The following is a 17,977-nucleotide window of genomic DNA, read 5'->3' on the forward strand; positions in this document are numbered from 1 at the left end:
AAGCCGACGGGTGGGGGATCGGTGCAGGGCGTTGAGGGGCGGTGAAACCCCACCCACCAGCTTCGCTGGTCCCCCCTCCCCACAAGGGGGAGGGAGAAGCTCAGCGCCTACCAGAACAGGTCGTAGTAGACGCTCAGCACCTGGCCCGACCAGACGTCGACCAGCACGGCGTCGTCGCCCACCCGGACCCACTCGCAGCCGACCGGCGGCATCGGCAGGCCGTAGCGGAACCAGTCGAGATAGTAGGGCTGGCTGTACCAGCCGCCCGGCAGGTAGTCGCCGAACGACCACCGGTAGGCGTAGAAGCCGCGCGGATAGCGGTAGGCCGGCGCGCGATAGCGCTGGGGCGACTGGTAGTAGGGGCGATAGCGGTTGCGGTCGTAGCGCGGACGGTCGCGGTCGCGATCACGCCATTGGCCGCCGTGGCCGGGGCCGCCGTAGCCGGGACGGCGCTGATCGCCACGATCCCAACCGCCACGGTCGCGGCCGTCGCGGTCACGGCCGTCGCGGCTCCAATCGCGCCGATCTCCGTCGCGCCGGTCGCCATCGCGGTCCCGTGGGACCTGCGTCCGGGGCGCGGACGGCGGTTGCGGAGCCTCGGGAGCCGGGCGGGCGCCGCCGCCCCAATCGGGCCGACCGCCACGGTCGCCGCGGTCGCCGCGATAACCACGGTCGCCACGCTCGCCATCAGACGGTTGCCGACCCCGCCAGCCGCCGCGATCACCGTCGCCTTGCCGGGCCTGGGGTTGCTGTGGTTGCGGAGTCTCGGTGGCCGGGCGGTCGCCGCGGTCGCCGCGCTCTCCGCCGGACGGTTGCTGACGCCGCCAGCCGCCACGATCGCCATCGTCTTGCCGGGCCTGGGGTTGCTGCGGTTGCTGCTCCTGCGCTTGCCGCTGACGCCCGCCCTCGCGGCGCGGGCCCCGGTCGCCGTCCTGCTGATCCTGGGCGGCCTGCCTTTGGGCGACCGCCGCTCCGGCCGCTCCGGCCTCCACAGCGGTCCCACCCAGCAGCGACAGGACCATCGCTGTCGTGATCAGACGTTTCATCTCATACTCCCGAGGGCCTTGTGCCAGGCCCGACGCTCATCCCTTGTATGCACTGTCCGCCTTGCTCCATGAACCGCGTTTGAACGACCTGCGGAGGACCTTCATGACCGCCAAACCACAGGATGTGCTGGGTTTTTGGACCGCCGCCGGACCGGCCAAGTGGTTCGCCAGGTCCGAGGCCTTCGATTCGGCGATCCGCCTGAAGTTCGAGCCCGTCCACCATGCCGCCGCGCGCGGCAAGTACGACGCCTGGGCGGCCGGCGCCGAGGGCGCCCTGGCCCTGGTCATCCTGCTCGACCAGTTTCCCCGCAACCTCTACCGCGACAGCGGCCACGCCTTCGCCACCGACGGCAAGGCCCGGGCGGTCGCCGCGGCCGCCATCGCCGCGGGCCACGACAGGCAGGTCGATCCGGCGCTGCGGTCGTTCTTCTACATGCCGCTGGAGCACTCCGAATCCCTGGCCGACCAGGAGACCTGCATCGGCCTGTTCGAGACGTTGCAGGCCGACACCGGCGACACCGACAGCTTGAAATGGGCGCTGCTGCACCGCGACATCATCGCCCGCTTCGGCCGCTTCCCGCACCGCAACGCGGCGCTGGGGCGCAAGACGACCGCCGCCGAGCAGGCGTTCCTGGATGAGGGCGGCTTCGGGGGCTAGAGCTTGGCTTGGCGGAAGGCGCGCCAGGGTCTAGGGTAACGGTCAAGCGTACGGGCACTCAGGGGCACGTCATGAAACTGCTGTCGGGTCCGGTGGCGACCAGCGCCGCCCTCTCCTTCCTCCTTCCCTTCTACATCCTCGCGCCCAGCGCGGCCTTCGCCCAGGCCAAGCCCAGCAAGGCGCAGCAGATGCAGACCCAGGCCATGACCGAGGTTCCGCACTGCGCCCGCAAGCTGGGCACGGTGTCGATCATGGACGGCGACGACCCCCGCGGCTGGATGCAGTACAACCTGGCCTCGCCGCAGAAGCTGCTGAAGGCCATGGTCCAGAAGTCGGGTTGCTTCAACCTGGTCGACCGGGGCGCGGGCCTCAACGCCGCCCAGATCGAGCGCAACGTCGGCGGTAATCTGGGCCTGCAGCGCGGCTCCAACGTCGGCCAGGGCCAGGTCAAGGCCGCCGACTACGTGCTGGTCGCCGAGGTCCAGGCCAGCGACAGCAATTCGGGCGGCGGCGCGGTGGCCGGGGCCCTGGGCGGCATGCTCGGCGGCCGGGCCGGCGGCCTGCTCGGCGGCATCAAGACCAAGAAGCTGGAAGCCAACACCGTCCTGTCCCTGACCAATGTCCGCACCACCGAGACGGTAGCCGTGCAGGACGGCTACGCCGTGAAGAACGACATCGGCTGGGGGGCGGGCGGCGGCTGGGGCTTCGGCGGCGCGGTCGGCGGCGGCTACGAAAGCACCGATATCGGCCGCATCGTCACCCTGTCGTTCATCAACAGCTACACCAAGCTGGTCACCGACCTCGGCTTGCTGTCGGCCGACGTCCCGGCCGCCCAGGCGGCGCCGGCCAAGACCTTCGTCGCCACCCGCGTGACCAACATGCGGGCCACGGCCGTGGCCGGCGGCAAGCTGATCCGCGCCCTGCCCGCCGGCGCCATCGTCTATCCCACCGGCCAGAAGAACGGCCTGTGGTGGGAAGTCGCCGACGAGAACGACAATGTCGGCTGGGTGCTGAACACCGGACTTGAGCCGGCGAAGTAAGAGAAGACGTCTCCCTCCCCCTCGTGAGGAGGGAAAGCGCTTCGGATCACCCGCCGCTCTGGCGAAAACCTCGATTCGGCGGCACTGTGCCTCCATGAACGCCGTCACGCCCATCCACGCCCAGCAGGCTCCCGCCGACCATCCGGAACGGCAGTATCTGAACCTGCTCGCCGACATCCTCGAGAACGGCGTCCAGCGTGGCGACCGCACGGGCACCGGCACCCTGGGGGTGTTCGGCCGGCAGATCCGCTTCGACCTGGCCAAGGGCTTCCCGGTCCTGACCACAAAGAAGCTGCATCTGCGTTCGATCATCGTCGAGCTGCTGTGGTTCCTGCGCGGCGACACCAACGTCAAGTACCTGCGGGACAACGGCTGCAAGATCTGGGACGAGTGGGCCGACGAGAACGGCGACCTGGGTCCCGTCTACGGCAAGCAATGGCGCTCGTGGGCCGCGCCCAACGGCGAAACGATCGACCAGATCGCCAAGCTGGTCGAGGGGCTGAAGACCAACCCCAGCAGCCGCCGCCACATCGTCTCGGCCTGGAACCCGGCCGAGGTCGACGACATGGCCCTGCCGCCCTGCCACTGCCTGTTCCAGTTCTTCGTCGCGGATGGAAAGCTGAGCTGCCAGCTCTACCAGCGCAGCGCCGACGTCTTCCTGGGTGTGCCGTTCAACATCGCCTCCTACGCCCTGCTGACGATGATGGTCGCCCAGGTCGTCGGGCTGGAGCCGGGCGAATTCGTCCACACCTTCGGCGACGCCCACCTCTATCTGAACCACCTGGACCAGGCCCGCGAACAGCTGACCCGCGAGCCCCTGCCCTTCCCGACCCTGAAGATGGCCGACAAGAAGGACCTGTTCGCCTTCAACTACGCCGACTTCCAGCTGGAAGGCTACGAGGCCCACCCGCACATCAAGGCGGCGGTCGCGGTTTGACCTGGGCCACCGACCGGCTCGACCAGGTCAAGGGCGGCGACGCCGTCCTGCCGCCCGTCGTCCAGACCCTGCAACTCGGCGGCCTGGACGACTGGGGCGAGGGCTGGGTTCACAAGACCTGGACGCCGGCGCCGGAACTGCTCAACGTCGACGGCTCGCTGTTCGGCGGCTACCTCGCCGCCCTGGCCGACCAGATCCTGGCCTTCGCCGCCATGACCGTCGCGCCCGCCGACGCCATGTTCCGCACCAGCAACCTCAAGGTCGACTTCATCCGGGTGGGCAAGGCCGAAGTTCTCGCCCTGGAGGGCCGCGTGGTCGCCAGGACCCGCGGCATGATCCATGTCGAGGCCGATTTCCGGCGCCCCGACGGCGAGTTGATCGCCCGCGCCTCGGCGCAACAGGTGGTGGTTCCGTTCGGAGCAGCGTAAGAACGGACCATGTCCGTTATTCTTACCGTCGGCCCCGTGGCCCGCTCGCTCAACGGCGTCATCGGCCGCGACAACGGCCTGCCCTGGCGGCTGAAGTCCGACCTGGCGATCTTCAAGGCCCGCACGATGGGCAAGCCGGTGATCATGGGCCGCAAGACCTGGGACAGCCTGCCCAGGAAACCCCTGCCCGGCCGAATGAACATCGTGCTGTCGCTGGACGGGTCTTTCGAACCGCCGCAGGCCGTGGTCTGCGAGAGCTTTCTGGAGGCGCTGCAGATGGCCAAGGAACAGGCCGCCGACGACGGGGTGGACGAGGTCTGCGTGATCGGCGGCCGCGCGATCTTCGAGATGGCCCTGCCACGCGCCAGGCGGCTGTACCTCACCGAGGTCCAGGCGCGGGTCGAGGGCGACGTCAGCTTCCCCGACTTCGACGAAGCGGCCTGGGCCGAGGTTTCGCGCGAGGAGCACCCCGCCGGCCCCGACGACGACCACGCCTTCGTGTTCCGCGTCCTGGAGCGCCGCTGATGCGCCGGCTGGCCCCCACCCTGTGCGCCCTGGCGCTGTCGACCGTCGGCTCCGCGGCCTTCGCCACCACCGGCCAGGACGACGGCGGCCTGGCCCGGGCCGCCGCCACCGACGTGGTGGTGTTCGACGTGCTCAAGGTCCGGCCGCTGCTCAAGGGCGAGGTCGCCAGCTGCCGGGTGTTCGGCCGGGCGATCCGCGCCGAGCGGGGCGCTCGCTACAAGCCGCGCCAGTCGGTGCGACTGACGGTGCCGTGCGCCACCCAGGGGGCCGGCTCGTCCGACTCCGTCCCCAAGTGGGTGGACCGCGAGGCCCTGGTCCGCTCGGCCCACGGCCGGGCCTTCCTGGCCAGCGACGGCGTGCTGATCGCCTACGAGCTCTACGACCTGCACTGAGGGGGGACGCACGGCGCTTGCCGCCACGTTCAAACGCCCGTTTACTCCCTGGACCCGCCCGTCAGAGGCGGTGAACAGGGAGTGACCCATGCAACTGGACCTCGTCGCCGAAGGCCTGCAGTTTCCGGAAGGCCCGATCGCCATGGCCGACGGCTCGGTGATCCTCACCGAGATCCAGCGCCAGACCCTGAGCCGGATTACCCCGGACGGCCGCCGCGAGACGGTGGCGGAGCTGCCGGGCGGCCCCAACGGCGCGGCCGTCGGCCCGGACGGGGCGATCTATGTCACCAACAACGGCGGCAGCTTCCAGTTCATCGACATGGGTGGCCTCAACGTGCCGGGCCCCACCCCGCCCAGCCATCATGGCGGTTCGATCCAGCGGGTCGACGTCGCCACCGGCGCGGTGACGACCCTGTACGCCGAATGCGACGGCAAGCCGCTGGTCGGCCCCAACGACCTGGTGTTCGACCAGCAGGGCGGCTTCTGGTTCACCGACCACGGCTGCACCACCCCGGAGGGCCGCAAGTACGGCGCCCTGTACTACGCCCTGACCGACGGCTCGAAGATCACCCGCTGGCGCGAACACTTCGTCTCGCCCAACGGCGTGGGCCTGTCGCCCGACGAGAAGACCGTCTACATGGCCGACACCATGCTGGGCCGGCTGTGGTCGTTCGACGTCGCCGCGCCCGGCGTGCTGGCCGATCCGTCCCCGCTGGTCCCCGGCAATGTGGTCTGCACCCTGCCCGGCTACCAGCTTCTGGACAGCCTGGCGGTGGAGGCCGATGGCAAGGTCTGCGTGGCGACGATCATCAACGGCGGCGTCACGGCCTTCTCGCCAGACGGCGCGACCGAGCACTATGCCGTGCCCGACGTCATCGTCACCAACATCTGCTTCGGCGGGGCCGACATGCGCGACGCCTGGATCACGGCGTCGGGCACGGGCAAGCTCTACAAGGCGCGGTGGCCGAGAGCGGGGCTGAAGCTGAACTTCAACGCTTGAATGAATGATCGTCCCTCCCCCTCGTTGGGAGGGTGGCGGCGAAGCCGACGGGTGGGGGTCGGTGCAGGGCGCCTTGAGGCAGCAAGCCCCACCCGACCCCTTCGGGGCCACCCTCCCCCTAAAGGGGAGGGAAAGCCGTTGTTGTTGTAGAGACCTAGTACAGCACCCCCAGAGCCGAACGCTCGAAGCTCTTCAGCTCCTCGGTCCGGCCCTCGCGGATCTTCACCACCCATTCGGGGTCCTGCAGCAGCACGCGGCCGACGCCGACTAGGTCGAACTCACCGCGCTCCAGGCGCTCCAGCAGGCCGTCGATCGAGGCCGGCTGGCTGCCTTCGCCGCCGAACGCCGCGATGAACTCGCCCGACAGGCCCACCGAACCGACGGTGATGGTCGGGGCGCCGGTCAGCTTCTTAGCCCAGCCGGCGAAGTTCAGGTCGCTGCCCTCGAACTCCGGCTCCCAGAACCGGCGTTGCGAGCAGTGGAAGATGTCGGCGCCGGCGTCGGCCAGCGGCTGCAGCCAGGCTTCCAGCTCCTGCGGGGTGGTGGCGTTCTTGACCGCGTAGTCCTGCTGCTTCCACTGCGACAGGCGGATGATCACCGGGAAGTCCGGGCCGACGGCGGCGCGGACGGCCTTGAGGATCTCGGCCGCGAAATTGGCGCGGGCGGCGATGGTCGGACCGCCGAACGCGTCGCCGCGGACATTGGTGCCCTCCCAGAAGAACTGGTCGATCAGATAGCCGTGGGCCCCGTGCAGCTCGATGGCGTCGAAGCCCAGGCGCTTGGCGTCGGCCGCCGCCGTGGCGAACGCCTGGATGGTGTCGGCGATCTCGGCGTCGGTCATCGGCTCGGTGAACGGAGCGCCGCCGGCCTTGGACAGGCCCGAGGGGCTGTCGATCTTGCCCAGCACGTCCTTGCCCTTGGCCGAACCCACATGCCACAGCTGCGGGGCGATCAGGCCGCCGGCGGCGTGGGTCTCGTCGACCACCTTCTTCCAGGCCGCCAGTTCCTTCTCGCCATGGAAGCGCGGGATGTTGGCGTCGTTCAGCGAGGCGTCGCGGGCCACGCCGGTGCCTTCGGTGATGATCAGCCCGACCTGGTTCTCGGCGCGACGGCGGTAATAGGCGGCCACATCGTCGGTGGCGACGCCGCCGGGCGAGAACGACCGGGTCATCGGGGCCATCACCACCCGGTTGGGCAGCTTCAGCGACTTGAATTCGAACGGCTTGAACAGGGCGTCGAGGGCCATGAGGCGGCTCCAGAAAAACAGGTGTTTGAAAGCTTATGCAGTGGGTTTCGTTTCAGGACTACGCAGAAAAACTGAAACCGAGTTTGTGCCTGATGAAGACGCCGGAGCCCCCTCCGTCCGCTTCGCGGCCACCTCCCCCGTTTCACGGGGGAGGAGAACAGAACCGCTTCCACCTCACCCGCGTCGCGGGGGAGGTGGCGCGATGCGGATACGCCTCGTGACGGAGGGGGCGTCCGCGCCTACAGCCCCAGCACCAGCTTGGCCATGATGTTGCGCTGGATCTCGTTCGAGCCGGCGTAGATCGAGGCCTTGCGGAAGTTGAAATAGGCCGGGGCGGCCGGGGCCGCGTAGTCCGGTCCGGCGCGGCCGTCGTTGGTCGGCGCCCAGGTGTCCTGGACATAGGGCGCGGCGTAGGTCCCCACCGCTTCCAGGGTCAGTTCGGTGATCGCCTGCTGGGCCTCCGAGCCGGCGCATTTCAGCATCGACGACACCGCCCCCACCGCCTTGCCCGCCGAACGCCCCGAGAAGATCCGCAGTTCGGTGGCGTTCAGCGACTCCACCGCGATCTCGAGGTTGGCGATCTTGTCGCGGAAGGCCGGATCGTCGATCAGCGCCCCGCCGTCGTCGGCCCGCTCCAGCGTGGCGAGCTTCCGCACCTTGCGCAGGGCGTTCATCAAGCCCGGCGCATAGGCGTTGCCGCGTTCGAACTCCAGCAGGTACTTGGCGTAGGTCCAGCCCTTGTTCTCCTCGCCGATCCGGTTGGCGACCGGCACGCGGACATTGTCGAAGAACACCTGGTTGATCTCCTGCTCGCCCTCGGCGGGGCCGTCCAGGGTCGGCAGCGACTTGATCTGGATGCCGGGGCTGTCCATGCGCAGCAACAGGAACGAGATGCCGTTCTGCGGCTTGCCCTCGGTCGAGGTGCGCACCAGGCAGAACATCCAGTCGGCCCACTGGGCGTGGGTGGTCCAGATCTTCGAGCCGTTCAGCACATAGTCGTCGCCGTCACGCACGGCGCTCATCTTCAGGCTGGCGAGGTCGGAGCCCGAGCCGGGTTCCGAATAGCCCTGGCACCACCAGATGTCGGACGACAGGATCGGCGGCAGGTGCTGGGCTTTCTGCTCGTCCGTGCCGAACGCCATGATCACCGGCGCGCACATCTTCAGCCCCATGGGCGAGGGATGCGGCGTGCCGGCCAGGGCCAATTCCATGTTGAAGATATAGCGCTGCGACGGGGTGAAACCCGTTCCGCCCAGCTCGACCGGCCAATCGGGCGCGACCCAGCCGCGCTCGAACAGCTTCTTCTGCCATTTCACCTGGCCGGCCTTGTCGAGATAGCCGTTCTTCGACTGGGCCATCTGACGGCGCAGGTCGTCGTCATAGGCGGTGGCGATCCAGTCGCGGACCTCCTGCTGGAAGGCCAGATCCTCGGGGGAGAACGCCAGGTCCATGGCCCTACTCCACCGCGTCCAGATATTCGATCTCGGGACGGCCGGCCATGAACGGGCCCATGGCCGCGCCGGCGGCCTTGAAATAGTCGCTGCCGCCGTGGGCCTTCAGCGCGTCTTCCGAGGCGTAGAGCTCCAGCACCTTGTACGTCCCGGGCTCGGTCCGGCTCCTGGTCAGCTGGTAGGCGATGCAGCCCGGCTCGTTGGCCTTCACCTTGGCCGCCAGGTCGAGGAACACCTTCTCGAAGTCCGCGGCCTTGTCGACCTGCACCTTCAACACCGCCACGACACCGATCATGCTCGCTTCTCCCTGGGCCTTGAGCCAAACGTTTGTTTGACGGCACTGTCGGGCAGAGCGGGGCGGAGGGCAAGCACCTGTGTTCGTCATCGCCCGGTTTATCCGGGCGACCCATGCTGACTCGCGAACATGGCTTGAATCCCCCGAACAGGTCGGGGGATGACGCGATGAGGCCCTAGCGCCGCTCGTTCCAGCCGTAGGCGACCCACGAATGGCCGCCCATGTGGCGAGCTTCGATCAGGCTGGGATCGCTGGGCGTGGTGGCGGCGTGGCCGTGGCGGGCCCGCAGGGCGAAGGCGGCCAGGCCCAGCAGCGCGGTGGCCATGAAGCCGATGACCACCAGGGTCGCGGCGAACACCACCGCCAGCACGGCGGCGACGGCCACGGCGATCGAGGTCGCTACGGCGCCGGCGACGGTAACCAGGCTGCGCCAGGCGATACCGCTTGCCTTGGGTGTGTCCATCATCGTCCTCGTCAGGCGTAGCCCCGCCCATGAAACTAAGGTGGGGCGCCAGTACTGAACGTCAACTGAACACCCGACCGATGGTTCCGTAAAATGAATTCCGCGCTAGCCGGCCGCGAAACCCGCCAATTCGCGGCGTTCTCGCATCACGGTGCTGAAAGCGGCGTTGATCGACGCCGATTTGGCCTCGGCGACCTCGATGAACTCCAGCGGCAGGCCGCGGGCCCGCGCCCGGTCCGGGTGGGCTTCCGACAGCGCCGTCCGCCAGGCCAGGTGCACCACGGCGTCCTCGGCGTCGGCCGGCACGTCGAGGATGCGATAGGGATCGTCCGGCTCGGCGCCGATGTGGGTGGCCATCAGGCGACGGAACGACAGCGGCGACACGCCGAACAGGTCGGCGACCCGCTCAAGATAGTCCAGCTCGTCCTGGGTCACCGCGCCGTCGGCCTTGGCGATGTGGAACAGGCCGTCGAGCACGTCCTCCAGCAGCTGCGGGCAGGTGCGGTAGCGCTTGGCCAGGCGCTTGGCGTAGCTCTCGAAGCCGTGGGTCGTCTGCCGCGCCAGGTCGTACAGGCGATGGATATTGTTCTCCGACGCCGGGTCGGGGTGGAACACCTCGGCGAAGGCGGCGAACTCGTCATGGTCGGCCGAGCCGTCGGCCCGCGCCAGCTTGGCGCCCAGGGCGGTGACGGCGGTCGAGAAGGCCGGGTCCTGTCCAGGCAGGCCGGGCGGACACTCCTGGCATTCCGCCATGTCCAACCGCCGCGCGGCGAGGCTTGCGATGTTACGCCAGAAGGTCATGGCAGCGACGAAAGTCCAGAAGCGTGGCGGAGTAAAGGCGGGGGGAAATACGTAAGACCGCCGTCTACGGACCACGCTCTCAAATGGCCTTCTAGCATGAAAAAGCCGTCGCCCCACCCGGGGCTTGCTGCGTCGCACATTGAAAATTCGTAACCCGCGCCGACGCGTCGGCGCCACGCCTGGGAAATCTTCGTCACGGGCGGGAGCGTTTTGGCCGGTTGTGTCGTTATGGTCACGCTTTGCCGCCTGGCGGGTTGAAACACCCCTGGCGCCATGCTCCGGTCCCATTGCGGCCGGAAATGCTCTATTCGACGCGCACGACGCCCTATCAAGAGGACCTCCGCCCGCATGGCGACCGCTTTCCTTCTCGCCCTGGCCCTGCTGGCCCAGGACGCCCCCGTTTCCACCGCGCCGACCGCCTCAGCTCCTCCGCCCCGCACCACCCCGGCCGCCACGCCGCCGACCGACGACTACGGCTATGTCGGCTGGTGCTACGGCGCGCTGGGCGGCTATGCCGATCTGTACGAGAAGGTGATGCCCGAGGTGACGCGCATCGAGAAGGCCTTCCCCGGTCCCGGCGGCGTCGCCGCGGCGCTGAAGGAATATCCGCTGATGCGCGACCAGGCGCGCAGCGACCTGAAGCTGTATCGCGCGGCGATCACCGCGGCCGAGAAGGCCAGCCCGCGCCCGATCGCCGAATATGGCGCGGCGGCGATCAAGAAGGGCCGCTCGGTCTGGGGCGGTTCGGACCAGGTCGACAAGGCCCGCCTGGCCCAGGTGTGGATGAGCTGGAGCCCGCCCAGCGACTGTGAAACCCGCGCCAAGACCCTGGAGACCAAGTCCAACCTGTTCGGCCAGGCCCTGAACTACAACGTCAAGAAGGACCAGACCCCGGCCGAGGCCACGCCCGCCATGCCAGCGCCGGAAGCGGCTCCGGCCGAGGCGCCGGCCATGGAAGCCCCCGTCGCCGAGACGCCCGCCCCCGCGCCGGACGCGCCCAAACCTGCCGCGCCCAAGCCGGCCGTCGTCAAGACGAAGACCAAGCCCGCCCTGCCCGCGATCGGCGCCAAGCCGGCCGCCATGCCGCTGGCCCAGAAGGGCGAGATCGTTATCGACCCCAACGACCCCAAGCCTTGCGCCGGCAGCCTCACGCCCGCCAAGCGCGGCGGCAAGAACGTGCTGATCTGCAAGGCGGACTGAGGGGGCAGTTCAAATACCGTCATCCCCCGACTTGTTCGGGGGACCCAAGCCGCGTCGGCCGACTCCGCTTGGGTCCCCCGCATAAAGCGGGGGATGACGACGGTGGGGGCGGTCGCGGAACGTTACGGCGTCAACGGCAGCGTCCCGCTCTGCGCCAGCCCCTTGAACCACGCGTACGACGCCTTCGGCGTCCGCACGCCGGTTGCGCGGTCCATCGCCACCAGGCCGAACTTCGACGTGTAGCCGATGTCCCATTCCCAGTTGTCGATCAGGGTCCAGGTGAAATAGCCGCCGATCCGCGAACCGGCCTCCATCGCCCCCTTCACCGCCTCCAGGTGGCGACGCAGGTACTGGCTGCGGAAGCCGTCGTCGATCACGCCCGGCCCGTTGCCGAACGGGTCGGAGCAGCCGTTCTCGGTGATCAGCACCCGCGGATTGCCGTAGTCGCGGCGCACCATCTCCAGCACCTGGCCCAACCCGGACGGATCGATCTGGCGACCGAACGCGTCGAGCTCGCCCCCCTGTGGCGGCGCGCCCGGAGCGATGTGGCTGGCCGACTTCAGGTCCAGCTTCACATAGGCCGGGGCGTAGTAGTTGACCCCCAGGAAGTCGATCGGCTGGCGGATGGTCGCCAGGTCGCCGTCGCGGACGTGGCCCTTGAGGAAGTCCTCCATCAGGCTCGGATAGGTCCCCTTCAGCAGCGGATCCAGCCAGGCCCGGTTCCACAGGGCGTCCAGCCCCTGGGCCGCCGGGCGGTTCCAGAACGCCAGCCCCCCGCCCGCCTGGCGGCACGGCTGCAACGCCTGGGTCGTGCCGATCGTCAGGTCGCCGTGGGCGGCGCGCAGGGCCTGGATGGCCAGCCCCTGGCCCAGGTTCATGTGGTGGGTGGTCGGGCCCAGCAGGGCGATGTCCTTGAGGCCCGGGGCGTGCTCGCCCAGTACGTGGCCGAACACCGTGTGCACCGCCGGCTCGTTGAGGGTGATGAAGTGCTTGAGCCGGTCGCCCAGCCGCGCGGCCACGGCGGCGGCGTAGTCGGCGAAGCTGTGGGCGGTGTCGCGCGCGCTCCAGCCGCCCTTGTCCTGCAACGCCTGGGGCAGGTCCCAGTGGAACAGGGTGGCGTAGGGCGTGACCCCCTTGGCCAGGCAGGCGTCGACCAGGCGGTCATAGTGGTCCAGCCCGGCGGTGTTGACCGTGCCCGCCCCGGTCGGCAGCACGCGCGACCACGCCATCGAGAACCGGAAGGCCTTCAGCCCCGCCCCGGAGATCAGGTCGACGTCCTCGGCGTAGCGGCGATAGCTGTCGGTGGCGAGGTCGGCGTTCGAGCCGTCCTTGATCCGCCCCGGTTGCTTCTCGAAGGTGTCCCAGATGCTGGGACCGCGACCGTCGGCCGTGGGCGAGCCCTCGGTCTGGAAGGCCGCCGTCGCCACGCCCCAGACGAAGTCGCCGGGGAACTGGCGCGACTTGATCGCCACCTCGGTCTTGCCCGCCCGGTCGCAGCCGCCCAGGCCCACGCCGATCGCCCCGCCGGCCGCCAGGACGCCCAGCGTCCTGCGGTTGATGCCCTTGTCCAAGTTCGCCCCCTGCCCCGTCGAAGGTCGCCGCCTTCGTTCAGCGGAAGGATGATCTCAAATCATCGCGATGGCCAGACCGGCGGCGGCGGTCACCAGGGGCGCCAGATCACCTTGGGCGAGCCGTTCTCGAGCACGATCATCAGGGTGCAGTCGGTGACGTCCTTCGATTCCGGCACGGGATGCTCGGTCGAATAGCCGTTGAAGTCCGACCAGTAGAGCGTCTGGCCTTCGTCATCGTTCACCCAGAACGAGACCAACCACGCGCCGTTGTCGGCCTTGATCGTGATGTGATGGTCCGCCCAGTAACGGGAGTCCGAACAGTCGGGCAGGAAAATCCAGTTGTTGTCGCCGCCGCCGGTGTGGGTGACGCCGAGGGCGGCGATCGCGCAATCGTCCCCGGAGTGCTCCATGCTGTCCAGATAGGCGGACATGCCGGTGGCGTTGGCCACGGCGTAAAGAATGTGAGCCATGATTTCCCCCTGGTTGTCTTAGTGGTTAGCAACCACCTAAAGGACACCATGACGCAAGCTCAACCACAAGACTAGAGGTTTCGCGGAACGTCGGTATAGGATTCTCGCCGGCGCGCTCGGCTCATCGCCCCGCAATGTAGCGGTCGATCACCCCCTCCAGCTGGGTCAGCGGAACGTTGCCGCCCCTCACCACCGCGTCGTCGAAGGCGCCAAGCTGGAAGCGCGCGCCGAGGGCCGCCTGGGCCTTGCTCCGCAGGCGGACAATCTCGCTGTGACCCACCTTGTAGCCGCAAGCCTGGCCCGGCCAGGCGCAATAGCGGTCGACCTCGCCGCTGACCTCCTGCTGGGTCGAGCCGTTGGTGGTCACGAACCAGTCGATGGCCTGCTGGCGGCTCCAGCGCTTGGCGTGGATGCCGGTGTCGACCACCAGACGGCAGGCGCGGAAGGCGATCGACTGCAGATAGCCCAGCCGCCCCAGCGGATCGTCGTCATAGGCCCCCAGTTCGTCGGCCAGTTGCTCGGCATAGAGCGCCCAGCCCTCGGAATAGGCGTTGAAAGCCAGCAGCGAGCGGGCCAGCGGCAGCTTGTAGGTGTATTCGCCCTGCCAGATGTGGCCCGGTATGCCCTCGTGATAGGTCAGGGTCGGCAGGGCGTAGCGCGGCCAGATGCCGGTGTCGCGCAGGTTGATATAGTAGTTTCCGGGCACCGTGCCGTCGATCGAGCCGGCCCCGGCATAGCCGCCCGGCGCGCCGTCCTGGATCTCGACCGGCACCCGCTTGATGATCAGGTTACCCGGCGCCAGGGTGTTGAAGGCGCGCGGCAGGCGGGTGCGGATGTCGGCCACCCGGCCGTTCAGATAGGCCAGAATCTGGGCCCGGCCGGCGTCGGTGTCGGGGAACAGGTTCTTGGGGTCCTCGCCCAGCGCCTTCATCCGCGCCCCCACCGTGCCCTGGCTCAGGCCCTGGGCCTTCAGCAGCACGTCCATGCGGGCCTGGAGATCGCGCACCTGCTCCAGGCCCATGGCGTGGACCTCGTCGGGCGACAGCCGGCTGGTGGTGCCCGCCCGCAGCGCCCAGGCGTAGTAGGCCTCGCCGTCGGGCAGCTTCCACGCTCCGGCGTCGCCCGTCGCCCGGGCGCGATGGGCGGCCAGTTCGGCGATCTGGCGGTCCATGGCCGGGGCGATCTCGCCCTCGACGAGGGCGGCGGCGCGGCGGACGTGGTCGCCGGGGATGTCCTTGGTCTTCTTGGCCAGCGAGGTGACGAGGCCCCACTCGCCGACCGGCTGGGCCCGCGCGCCCTTCATCTGCTTCAGGGTCTTGTCGAGCAGGAAGTCGGGCGCGACCACGCCCAGGGCGCCGTCGTGCTTCAGGCGGGCCGTCTCGCCGTCGAGGGCGGCGGCGTACAGCTCCAGCCGGGCCAGATAGGCGTCGGCGTCCGTCGCATTGGCGATCCCGTGCTGGCTGTCGAGGAAGTCGGGAATCTCGACGAAGGCCCCGGTGTTCTGGGCCACCACATAGGGCGCGTTGCGGTAGGACCATTGCGAACTGAGGCCGATGGCGTCGCCATAGGCGAAGTCGAAGCCCTCGACGGCCAGTTCGTGGGCGGTCTGGACGACGCCGAGGTCCAGGGTCGCGGCGGGGCTCAGGCCCCTGCGGTCCACGGCCTTCATCGCGGCGACCCGCGCCTTGGCCGCCGCCGCCAGCCTTGCCCGGCCTTCCAGGGAGCGGTCGGTCAGGGTGGCCTTGAGCCCGGCCCGCGCGCCCTTGTCGAGACCCAGCGCGCTGGCGTTCTCGGGATATTCCCGCATCAGGTCCTCGGCCACGCCCGACAGCAGCGCCTCGGCGGCGGCGTCGCCGGGCGCGGCGGCCAGGGCGGCTCCGCCGGTCGCCGCCGTGGCGAGCGCGGCGCCGCCGAGGGCCAGAACGTCACGTCGATTGAATTGGCTCACCAAGCGCCTCCCGGATTCGATCCCGAGTCCTAGCGCGGTTTTCTTGCCTCGACGATGACCTCGGTCGTCATGCGTTGGCCCCACCGTCGATGGTCAGGCCCGCGCCGTTGACGAACCGCCCCTCGCCGCCGGCCACGAAGGCCACCAGGGCGGCGATGTCCTCGGGCTTGCCGTATTCCGGGATGGCCATGCGGGCGCGCTGGCTGTCGGCCACGGGTCCGACGGCCGGGTTCATGTCGGTGTCGGTGGAGCCGGGATGGACGATGTTGACGGTGATCCCGCGCGGACCCAGGTCGCGCGCCAGGCCCTTGGTCCAGCCGATCAAGGCCGCCTTGCTCAGCGAATAGAGGGCCATGCCCGGCTCGGGCACGCGCTCGGCCAGGCAGCTGCCGATCGAGATGATCCGCCCGCCCCGGGGCAGGTGGCGGGCGGCGGCCTGCGAGGCGATCACGGCGGCCCGGACGTTGACGGCCAGGGTGATGTCGATGTCGGCCAGGGTCAGGTCGTCGATCGGCCCGCCCCGCCAGATGCCGGCGTTGTTGACCAAGATGTCCAGGCCGCCCAGGGCGCGGGCCGCCTCGTCGACGGCCGCGCTCATCGCCGCGGGATCCGCCGCGTCGGCCCGGAGGGCCACGCCCCGCCGCCCCAGCCTGGCGACCTCGGCGACCAGAGCGTCGGCCTTCTCGGTCGACCGCTCGTAGGTGATGGCGACGTCGGCCCCGTCCCGCGCCAGGCGCAGGGCGATGGCCGCGCCGATGCCCCGGCTGGCGCCGGTGACCAGGGCGCGTTTTCCGGTGAGATCGCTCATGGCGGTTCCTTTCCGTATTGACCGACGCAAAGTAGCGCCGCCTTGCCACGCCCGGTCAAGGGGATTTATATATCGATCGACACAGAAATAGACGGAGGCTTCGGACAGACATGGCGGAACGCGGCCGACCGCGCGGCTTCGATCGCGACCTGGCCCTGGCCAAGGCCATGGAAGTGTTCTGGGCCCGGGGCTACGAGGGTGCGTCGATGGCCGACCTGACCGCGGCCATGGGCATCGGTTCGCCCAGCCTCTACGCCGCCTTTGGCTGCAAGGAGGCGCTGTTCCGCGAGGCGCTGCGGCTCTACGCGGCGACCGAAAGCGAAGGGATCTGGGGCGGCGTCGAGACCGCGCCGACCGCGCAGGCGGGGTTCGAGAGCTTCCTGTACGCCACCGCCCGGGTGTTCACCCGCCCCGGCAAGCCGACGGGCTGCCTGGTGGTGCTGTCGGCCCTGAACGCCAGCGAACTGAACCAGACCGTCCGCGAGGAACTGGTCCAGGGTCGCGCATCGATGGTGGATCAGCTGGAGGCGCGCCTGCAACGCGGCCAGCGGGACGGCGACGTGCCGACCGGCGCCGACACCCGCGCGATCGCCGCCTATTTCGCCACCGTCCAGCAGGGCATGTCGATCCAGGCCCGCGATGGCGCGACCCGGGCGACGCTGGAAGCGATCGCCCGGGTCGCGCTGTCGGGTTGGGACAGCCTGGTCGGTTAGGGTCCGTACTTGGCGCCCTAAATTCCAAGGTGAACCGAGAACTTCCCCGCGGTTGTCATCCCGGAAGCGCGTAGCGCTATCCGGGACCCAGGGGCCGGCGCATTGCGGTTGCCCTGGGTCCCGGCCCTTCGCTTCGCTGCGGCCGGGATGACAACGAGAGGATGGATTCCAACTGAGTCTGGGTATTAGGCCGCCAGCTTCAGGATATCCGCCTCGGCGCCTTCGACCGACCTGGCGCGCTGCTCGTCGCCCATCGCCACGCCCTCGGCGCGGATGAAGCGGACGTCGGTGATCCCGAAGAAGTTGAAGACGCCGCGCAGATAGGTCTCCTGGTGGTCGAAGGCCGCCATCGGCGTGCCTTCGGCATAAACCCCGCCGCGCGACGAGGCGACGATCACCGTCTTGCCGCCGGCCAGGCCTTCGACGCCGTTCGCGCCGTAGCGGAAGGTGCGGCCGGCGATGGCCAGGCGGTCGATCCAGGCCTTGAGCTGGGTGGGGATCGAGAAGTTGTACATCGGCGCCCCGACCACCACGATGTCGGCGGCCAGGAAGGCTTCGAGCACGGCCACGCCGTCGGCGAAGTCGGCGGCGAGCGCGGCGTCCTCGGGCACGGCGCCCTGGCCGGCAGCCAGGTGGGCGCCCGACAGGTGGCCGACCGGCTGGGCGGCCAGGTCGCGGTAGCTGACCTGCAGGCCCGGATGCTGGGCCCGCTGGGCGGCGACGATGGCCGACGACAGGGTGCGGCTGACCGAGCCGGCGCCCAGGATGCTGGAATCGATGTGCAGAAGTTTCATGGCCCTAGAGGCTCCGTCACCGCGTTCTCTCGCGGCGACAGAACAATTAGAACTACGCGATCCAGTGAAATAGCCTATATATTTCGATCGAACCTATCGTCAGGATAGATAGATGATCGACGGCGTCTCCCTCGACCAGCTGCGCACCTTCCTGGCCGCCGCCGACGAAGGCAGCTTCTCGGCGGCGGGGC

At 69.2% G+C, this 17,977-nt stretch carries 20 protein-coding genes and 1 pseudogene; 9 read left to right on the forward strand and 12 right to left on the reverse strand.

Annotated features, from left to right (window positions below; translation table 11 throughout):
- Positions 1-107: 107 nt before the first annotated feature.
- Positions 108-1,046 carry an RcnB family protein gene (locus tag PMI01_RS13575; RefSeq protein WP_007669526.1) on the reverse strand — a complete coding sequence of 313 codons (939 nt, stop codon included), beginning with the start codon at positions 1,044-1,046 and terminating at the stop codon, positions 108-110.
- 103 nt (positions 1,047-1,149) lie between these two features.
- Between PMI01_RS13575 and PMI01_RS13580 the strand changes: the two genes are divergently transcribed.
- The 7 genes from PMI01_RS13580 to PMI01_RS13610 all read left to right on the forward strand — a co-directional run bounded on the left by PMI01_RS13580 (position 1,150) and on the right by PMI01_RS13610 (position 6,026).
- Positions 1,150-1,704, forward strand: a complete 555-nt coding sequence (locus tag PMI01_RS13580; RefSeq protein ID WP_007669528.1) for a DUF924 family protein — start codon at positions 1,150-1,152, stop codon at positions 1,702-1,704.
- Between the two features lie 71 nt (positions 1,705-1,775).
- Positions 1,776-2,744: an SH3 domain-containing protein gene (locus PMI01_RS13585; protein WP_007669530.1), complete on the forward strand. Its 969-nt coding sequence runs from the start codon at positions 1,776-1,778 to the stop codon at positions 2,742-2,744.
- A 94-nt stretch (positions 2,745-2,838) separates the two neighbouring features.
- Positions 2,839-3,681 (forward strand): thymidylate synthase, encoded by an 843-nt coding sequence (locus PMI01_RS13590; RefSeq protein WP_007669537.1) that lies wholly within the window; start codon positions 2,839-2,841, stop codon positions 3,679-3,681.
- A complete protein-coding gene (locus PMI01_RS13595) occupies positions 3,678-4,109 on the forward strand; it encodes a PaaI family thioesterase (protein WP_007669539.1) in 432 nt (143 codons plus the stop codon). The genes PMI01_RS13590 and PMI01_RS13595 overlap by 4 nt, the downstream gene beginning before the upstream one ends.
- 9 nt (positions 4,110-4,118) lie before the next feature.
- Complete coding sequence (locus PMI01_RS13600; RefSeq protein ID WP_007669546.1) at positions 4,119-4,634, forward strand: dihydrofolate reductase; 516 nt, start codon at positions 4,119-4,121, stop codon at positions 4,632-4,634.
- The gene (locus tag PMI01_RS13605; protein WP_007669547.1) at positions 4,634-5,026 is read left to right on the forward strand and encodes a hypothetical protein; all 393 of its coding nucleotides are present in this window, start codon (positions 4,634-4,636) and stop codon (positions 5,024-5,026) included. The genes PMI01_RS13600 and PMI01_RS13605 overlap by 1 nt, the downstream gene beginning before the upstream one ends.
- 88 nt (positions 5,027-5,114) lie before the next feature.
- Positions 5,115-6,026 (forward strand): SMP-30/gluconolactonase/LRE family protein, encoded by a 912-nt coding sequence (locus tag PMI01_RS13610; protein WP_007669548.1) that lies wholly within the window; start codon positions 5,115-5,117, stop codon positions 6,024-6,026.
- A gap of 154 nt (positions 6,027-6,180) precedes the next feature.
- Here PMI01_RS13610 and PMI01_RS13615 read toward each other — a convergent pair whose 3' ends face one another.
- From PMI01_RS13615 to PMI01_RS13635, 5 genes are all read right to left on the reverse strand, one after another.
- Positions 6,181-7,272: an NADH:flavin oxidoreductase gene (locus tag PMI01_RS13615; RefSeq protein WP_007669549.1), complete on the reverse strand. Its 1,092-nt coding sequence runs from the start codon at positions 7,270-7,272 to the stop codon at positions 6,181-6,183.
- A gap of 239 nt (positions 7,273-7,511) precedes the next feature.
- Positions 7,512-8,723, reverse strand: a complete 1,212-nt coding sequence (locus PMI01_RS13620; protein ID WP_007669550.1) for an acyl-CoA dehydrogenase family protein — start codon at positions 8,721-8,723, stop codon at positions 7,512-7,514.
- Positions 8,724-8,727: 4 nt separating this feature from the next.
- A complete protein-coding gene (locus tag PMI01_RS13625; protein WP_007669551.1) occupies positions 8,728-9,018 on the reverse strand; it encodes a putative quinol monooxygenase in 291 nt (96 codons plus the stop codon).
- Between the two features lie 175 nt (positions 9,019-9,193).
- The gene (locus PMI01_RS13630) at positions 9,194-9,481 is read right to left on the reverse strand and encodes a hypothetical protein (protein ID WP_007669552.1); all 288 of its coding nucleotides are present in this window, start codon (positions 9,479-9,481) and stop codon (positions 9,194-9,196) included.
- A 105-nt stretch (positions 9,482-9,586) separates the two neighbouring features.
- Positions 9,587-10,282, reverse strand: coding sequence for a J domain-containing protein (locus PMI01_RS13635; protein ID WP_007669553.1), 696 nt, complete (start codon positions 10,280-10,282; stop codon positions 9,587-9,589).
- A gap of 348 nt (positions 10,283-10,630) precedes the next feature.
- Here PMI01_RS13635 and PMI01_RS13640 point away from each other — a divergent pair, with 348 nt between their 5' ends.
- Positions 10,631-11,482, forward strand: a complete 852-nt coding sequence (locus PMI01_RS13640; RefSeq protein WP_007669554.1) for a hypothetical protein — start codon at positions 10,631-10,633, stop codon at positions 11,480-11,482.
- 122 nt (positions 11,483-11,604) lie between these two features.
- Here PMI01_RS13640 and PMI01_RS13645 read toward each other — a convergent pair whose 3' ends face one another.
- The 4 genes from PMI01_RS13645 to PMI01_RS13660 all read right to left on the reverse strand — a co-directional run bounded on the left by PMI01_RS13645 (position 11,605) and on the right by PMI01_RS13660 (position 16,279).
- Positions 11,605-13,053 carry a GH1 family beta-glucosidase gene (locus tag PMI01_RS13645; RefSeq protein ID WP_007669555.1) on the reverse strand — a complete coding sequence of 483 codons (1,449 nt, stop codon included), beginning with the start codon at positions 13,051-13,053 and terminating at the stop codon, positions 11,605-11,607.
- 89 nt (positions 13,054-13,142) lie between these two features.
- Entirely contained in the window at positions 13,143-13,523 is a 381-nt protein-coding gene (locus PMI01_RS13650) for a hypothetical protein (RefSeq protein ID WP_007669556.1), read from the reverse strand.
- A gap of 121 nt (positions 13,524-13,644) precedes the next feature.
- A complete protein-coding gene (locus PMI01_RS13655) occupies positions 13,645-15,471 on the reverse strand; it encodes a DUF885 domain-containing protein (protein WP_007669558.1) in 1,827 nt (608 codons plus the stop codon).
- Positions 15,472-15,538: 67 nt separating this feature from the next.
- Positions 15,539-16,279, reverse strand: coding sequence for an SDR family oxidoreductase (locus PMI01_RS13660; RefSeq protein WP_007669563.1), 741 nt, complete (start codon positions 16,277-16,279; stop codon positions 15,539-15,541).
- Between the two features lie 110 nt (positions 16,280-16,389).
- Here PMI01_RS13660 and PMI01_RS13665 point away from each other — a divergent pair, with 110 nt between their 5' ends.
- Complete coding sequence (locus tag PMI01_RS13665; protein ID WP_007669565.1) at positions 16,390-16,992, forward strand: TetR/AcrR family transcriptional regulator; 603 nt, start codon at positions 16,390-16,392, stop codon at positions 16,990-16,992.
- Positions 16,993-17,071: 79 nt separating this feature from the next.
- On the opposite strand, the pseudogene PMI01_RS28195 reads toward PMI01_RS13665, so the two are convergent.
- Both PMI01_RS28195 and PMI01_RS13670 read right to left on the reverse strand, forming a co-directional pair.
- Positions 17,072-17,178, reverse strand: a pseudogene (locus tag PMI01_RS28195) (hypothetical protein); the annotation flags it as partial.
- Positions 17,178-17,786, reverse strand: coding sequence for an FMN-dependent NADH-azoreductase (locus PMI01_RS13670; RefSeq protein WP_007669567.1), 609 nt, complete (start codon positions 17,784-17,786; stop codon positions 17,178-17,180). The pseudogene PMI01_RS28195 and the gene PMI01_RS13670, both read right to left, overlap by 1 nt.
- Between the last annotated feature and the right edge of the window lie 191 nt (positions 17,787-17,977).

Origin of the sequence: Caulobacter sp. AP07 (assembly GCF_000281955.1) — a bacterium.
Classification (GTDB): domain Bacteria; phylum Pseudomonadota; class Alphaproteobacteria; order Caulobacterales; family Caulobacteraceae; genus Caulobacter.

Bases quoted from the DNA above. Each gene is read 5' to 3' on its own strand.
- PMI01_RS13575 (WP_007669526.1), bottom strand. From the start codon at position 1,046: ATGAAACGTCTGATCACGACAGCGATGGTCCTGTCGCTGCTGGGTGGG.
- PMI01_RS13580 (WP_007669528.1), top strand. From the start codon at position 1,150: ATGACCGCCAAACCACAGGATGTGCTGGGTTTTTGGACCGCCGCCGGA.
- PMI01_RS13585 (WP_007669530.1), top strand. From the start codon at position 1,776: ATGAAACTGCTGTCGGGTCCGGTGGCGACCAGCGCCGCCCTCTCCTTC.
- PMI01_RS13590 (WP_007669537.1), top strand. From the start codon at position 2,839: ATGAACGCCGTCACGCCCATCCACGCCCAGCAGGCTCCCGCCGACCAT.
- PMI01_RS13600 (WP_007669546.1), top strand. From the start codon at position 4,119: ATGTCCGTTATTCTTACCGTCGGCCCCGTGGCCCGCTCGCTCAACGGC.
- PMI01_RS13605 (WP_007669547.1), top strand. From the start codon at position 4,634: ATGCGCCGGCTGGCCCCCACCCTGTGCGCCCTGGCGCTGTCGACCGTC.
- PMI01_RS13610 (WP_007669548.1), top strand. From the start codon at position 5,115: ATGCAACTGGACCTCGTCGCCGAAGGCCTGCAGTTTCCGGAAGGCCCG.
- PMI01_RS13615 (WP_007669549.1), bottom strand. From the start codon at position 7,272: ATGGCCCTCGACGCCCTGTTCAAGCCGTTCGAATTCAAGTCGCTGAAG.
- PMI01_RS13620 (WP_007669550.1), bottom strand. From the start codon at position 8,723: ATGGACCTGGCGTTCTCCCCCGAGGATCTGGCCTTCCAGCAGGAGGTC.
- PMI01_RS13625 (WP_007669551.1), bottom strand. From the start codon at position 9,018: ATGATCGGTGTCGTGGCGGTGTTGAAGGTGCAGGTCGACAAGGCCGCG.
- PMI01_RS13630 (WP_007669552.1), bottom strand. From the start codon at position 9,481: ATGGACACACCCAAGGCAAGCGGTATCGCCTGGCGCAGCCTGGTTACC.
- PMI01_RS13635 (WP_007669553.1), bottom strand. From the start codon at position 10,282: ATGACCTTCTGGCGTAACATCGCAAGCCTCGCCGCGCGGCGGTTGGAC.
- PMI01_RS13640 (WP_007669554.1), top strand. From the start codon at position 10,631: ATGGCGACCGCTTTCCTTCTCGCCCTGGCCCTGCTGGCCCAGGACGCC.
- PMI01_RS13650 (WP_007669556.1), bottom strand. From the start codon at position 13,523: ATGGCTCACATTCTTTACGCCGTGGCCAACGCCACCGGCATGTCCGCC.
- PMI01_RS13660 (WP_007669563.1), bottom strand. From the start codon at position 16,279: ATGAGCGATCTCACCGGAAAACGCGCCCTGGTCACCGGCGCCAGCCGG.
- PMI01_RS13665 (WP_007669565.1), top strand. From the start codon at position 16,390: ATGGCGGAACGCGGCCGACCGCGCGGCTTCGATCGCGACCTGGCCCTG.
- PMI01_RS13670 (WP_007669567.1), bottom strand. From the start codon at position 17,786: ATGAAACTTCTGCACATCGATTCCAGCATCCTGGGCGCCGGCTCGGTC.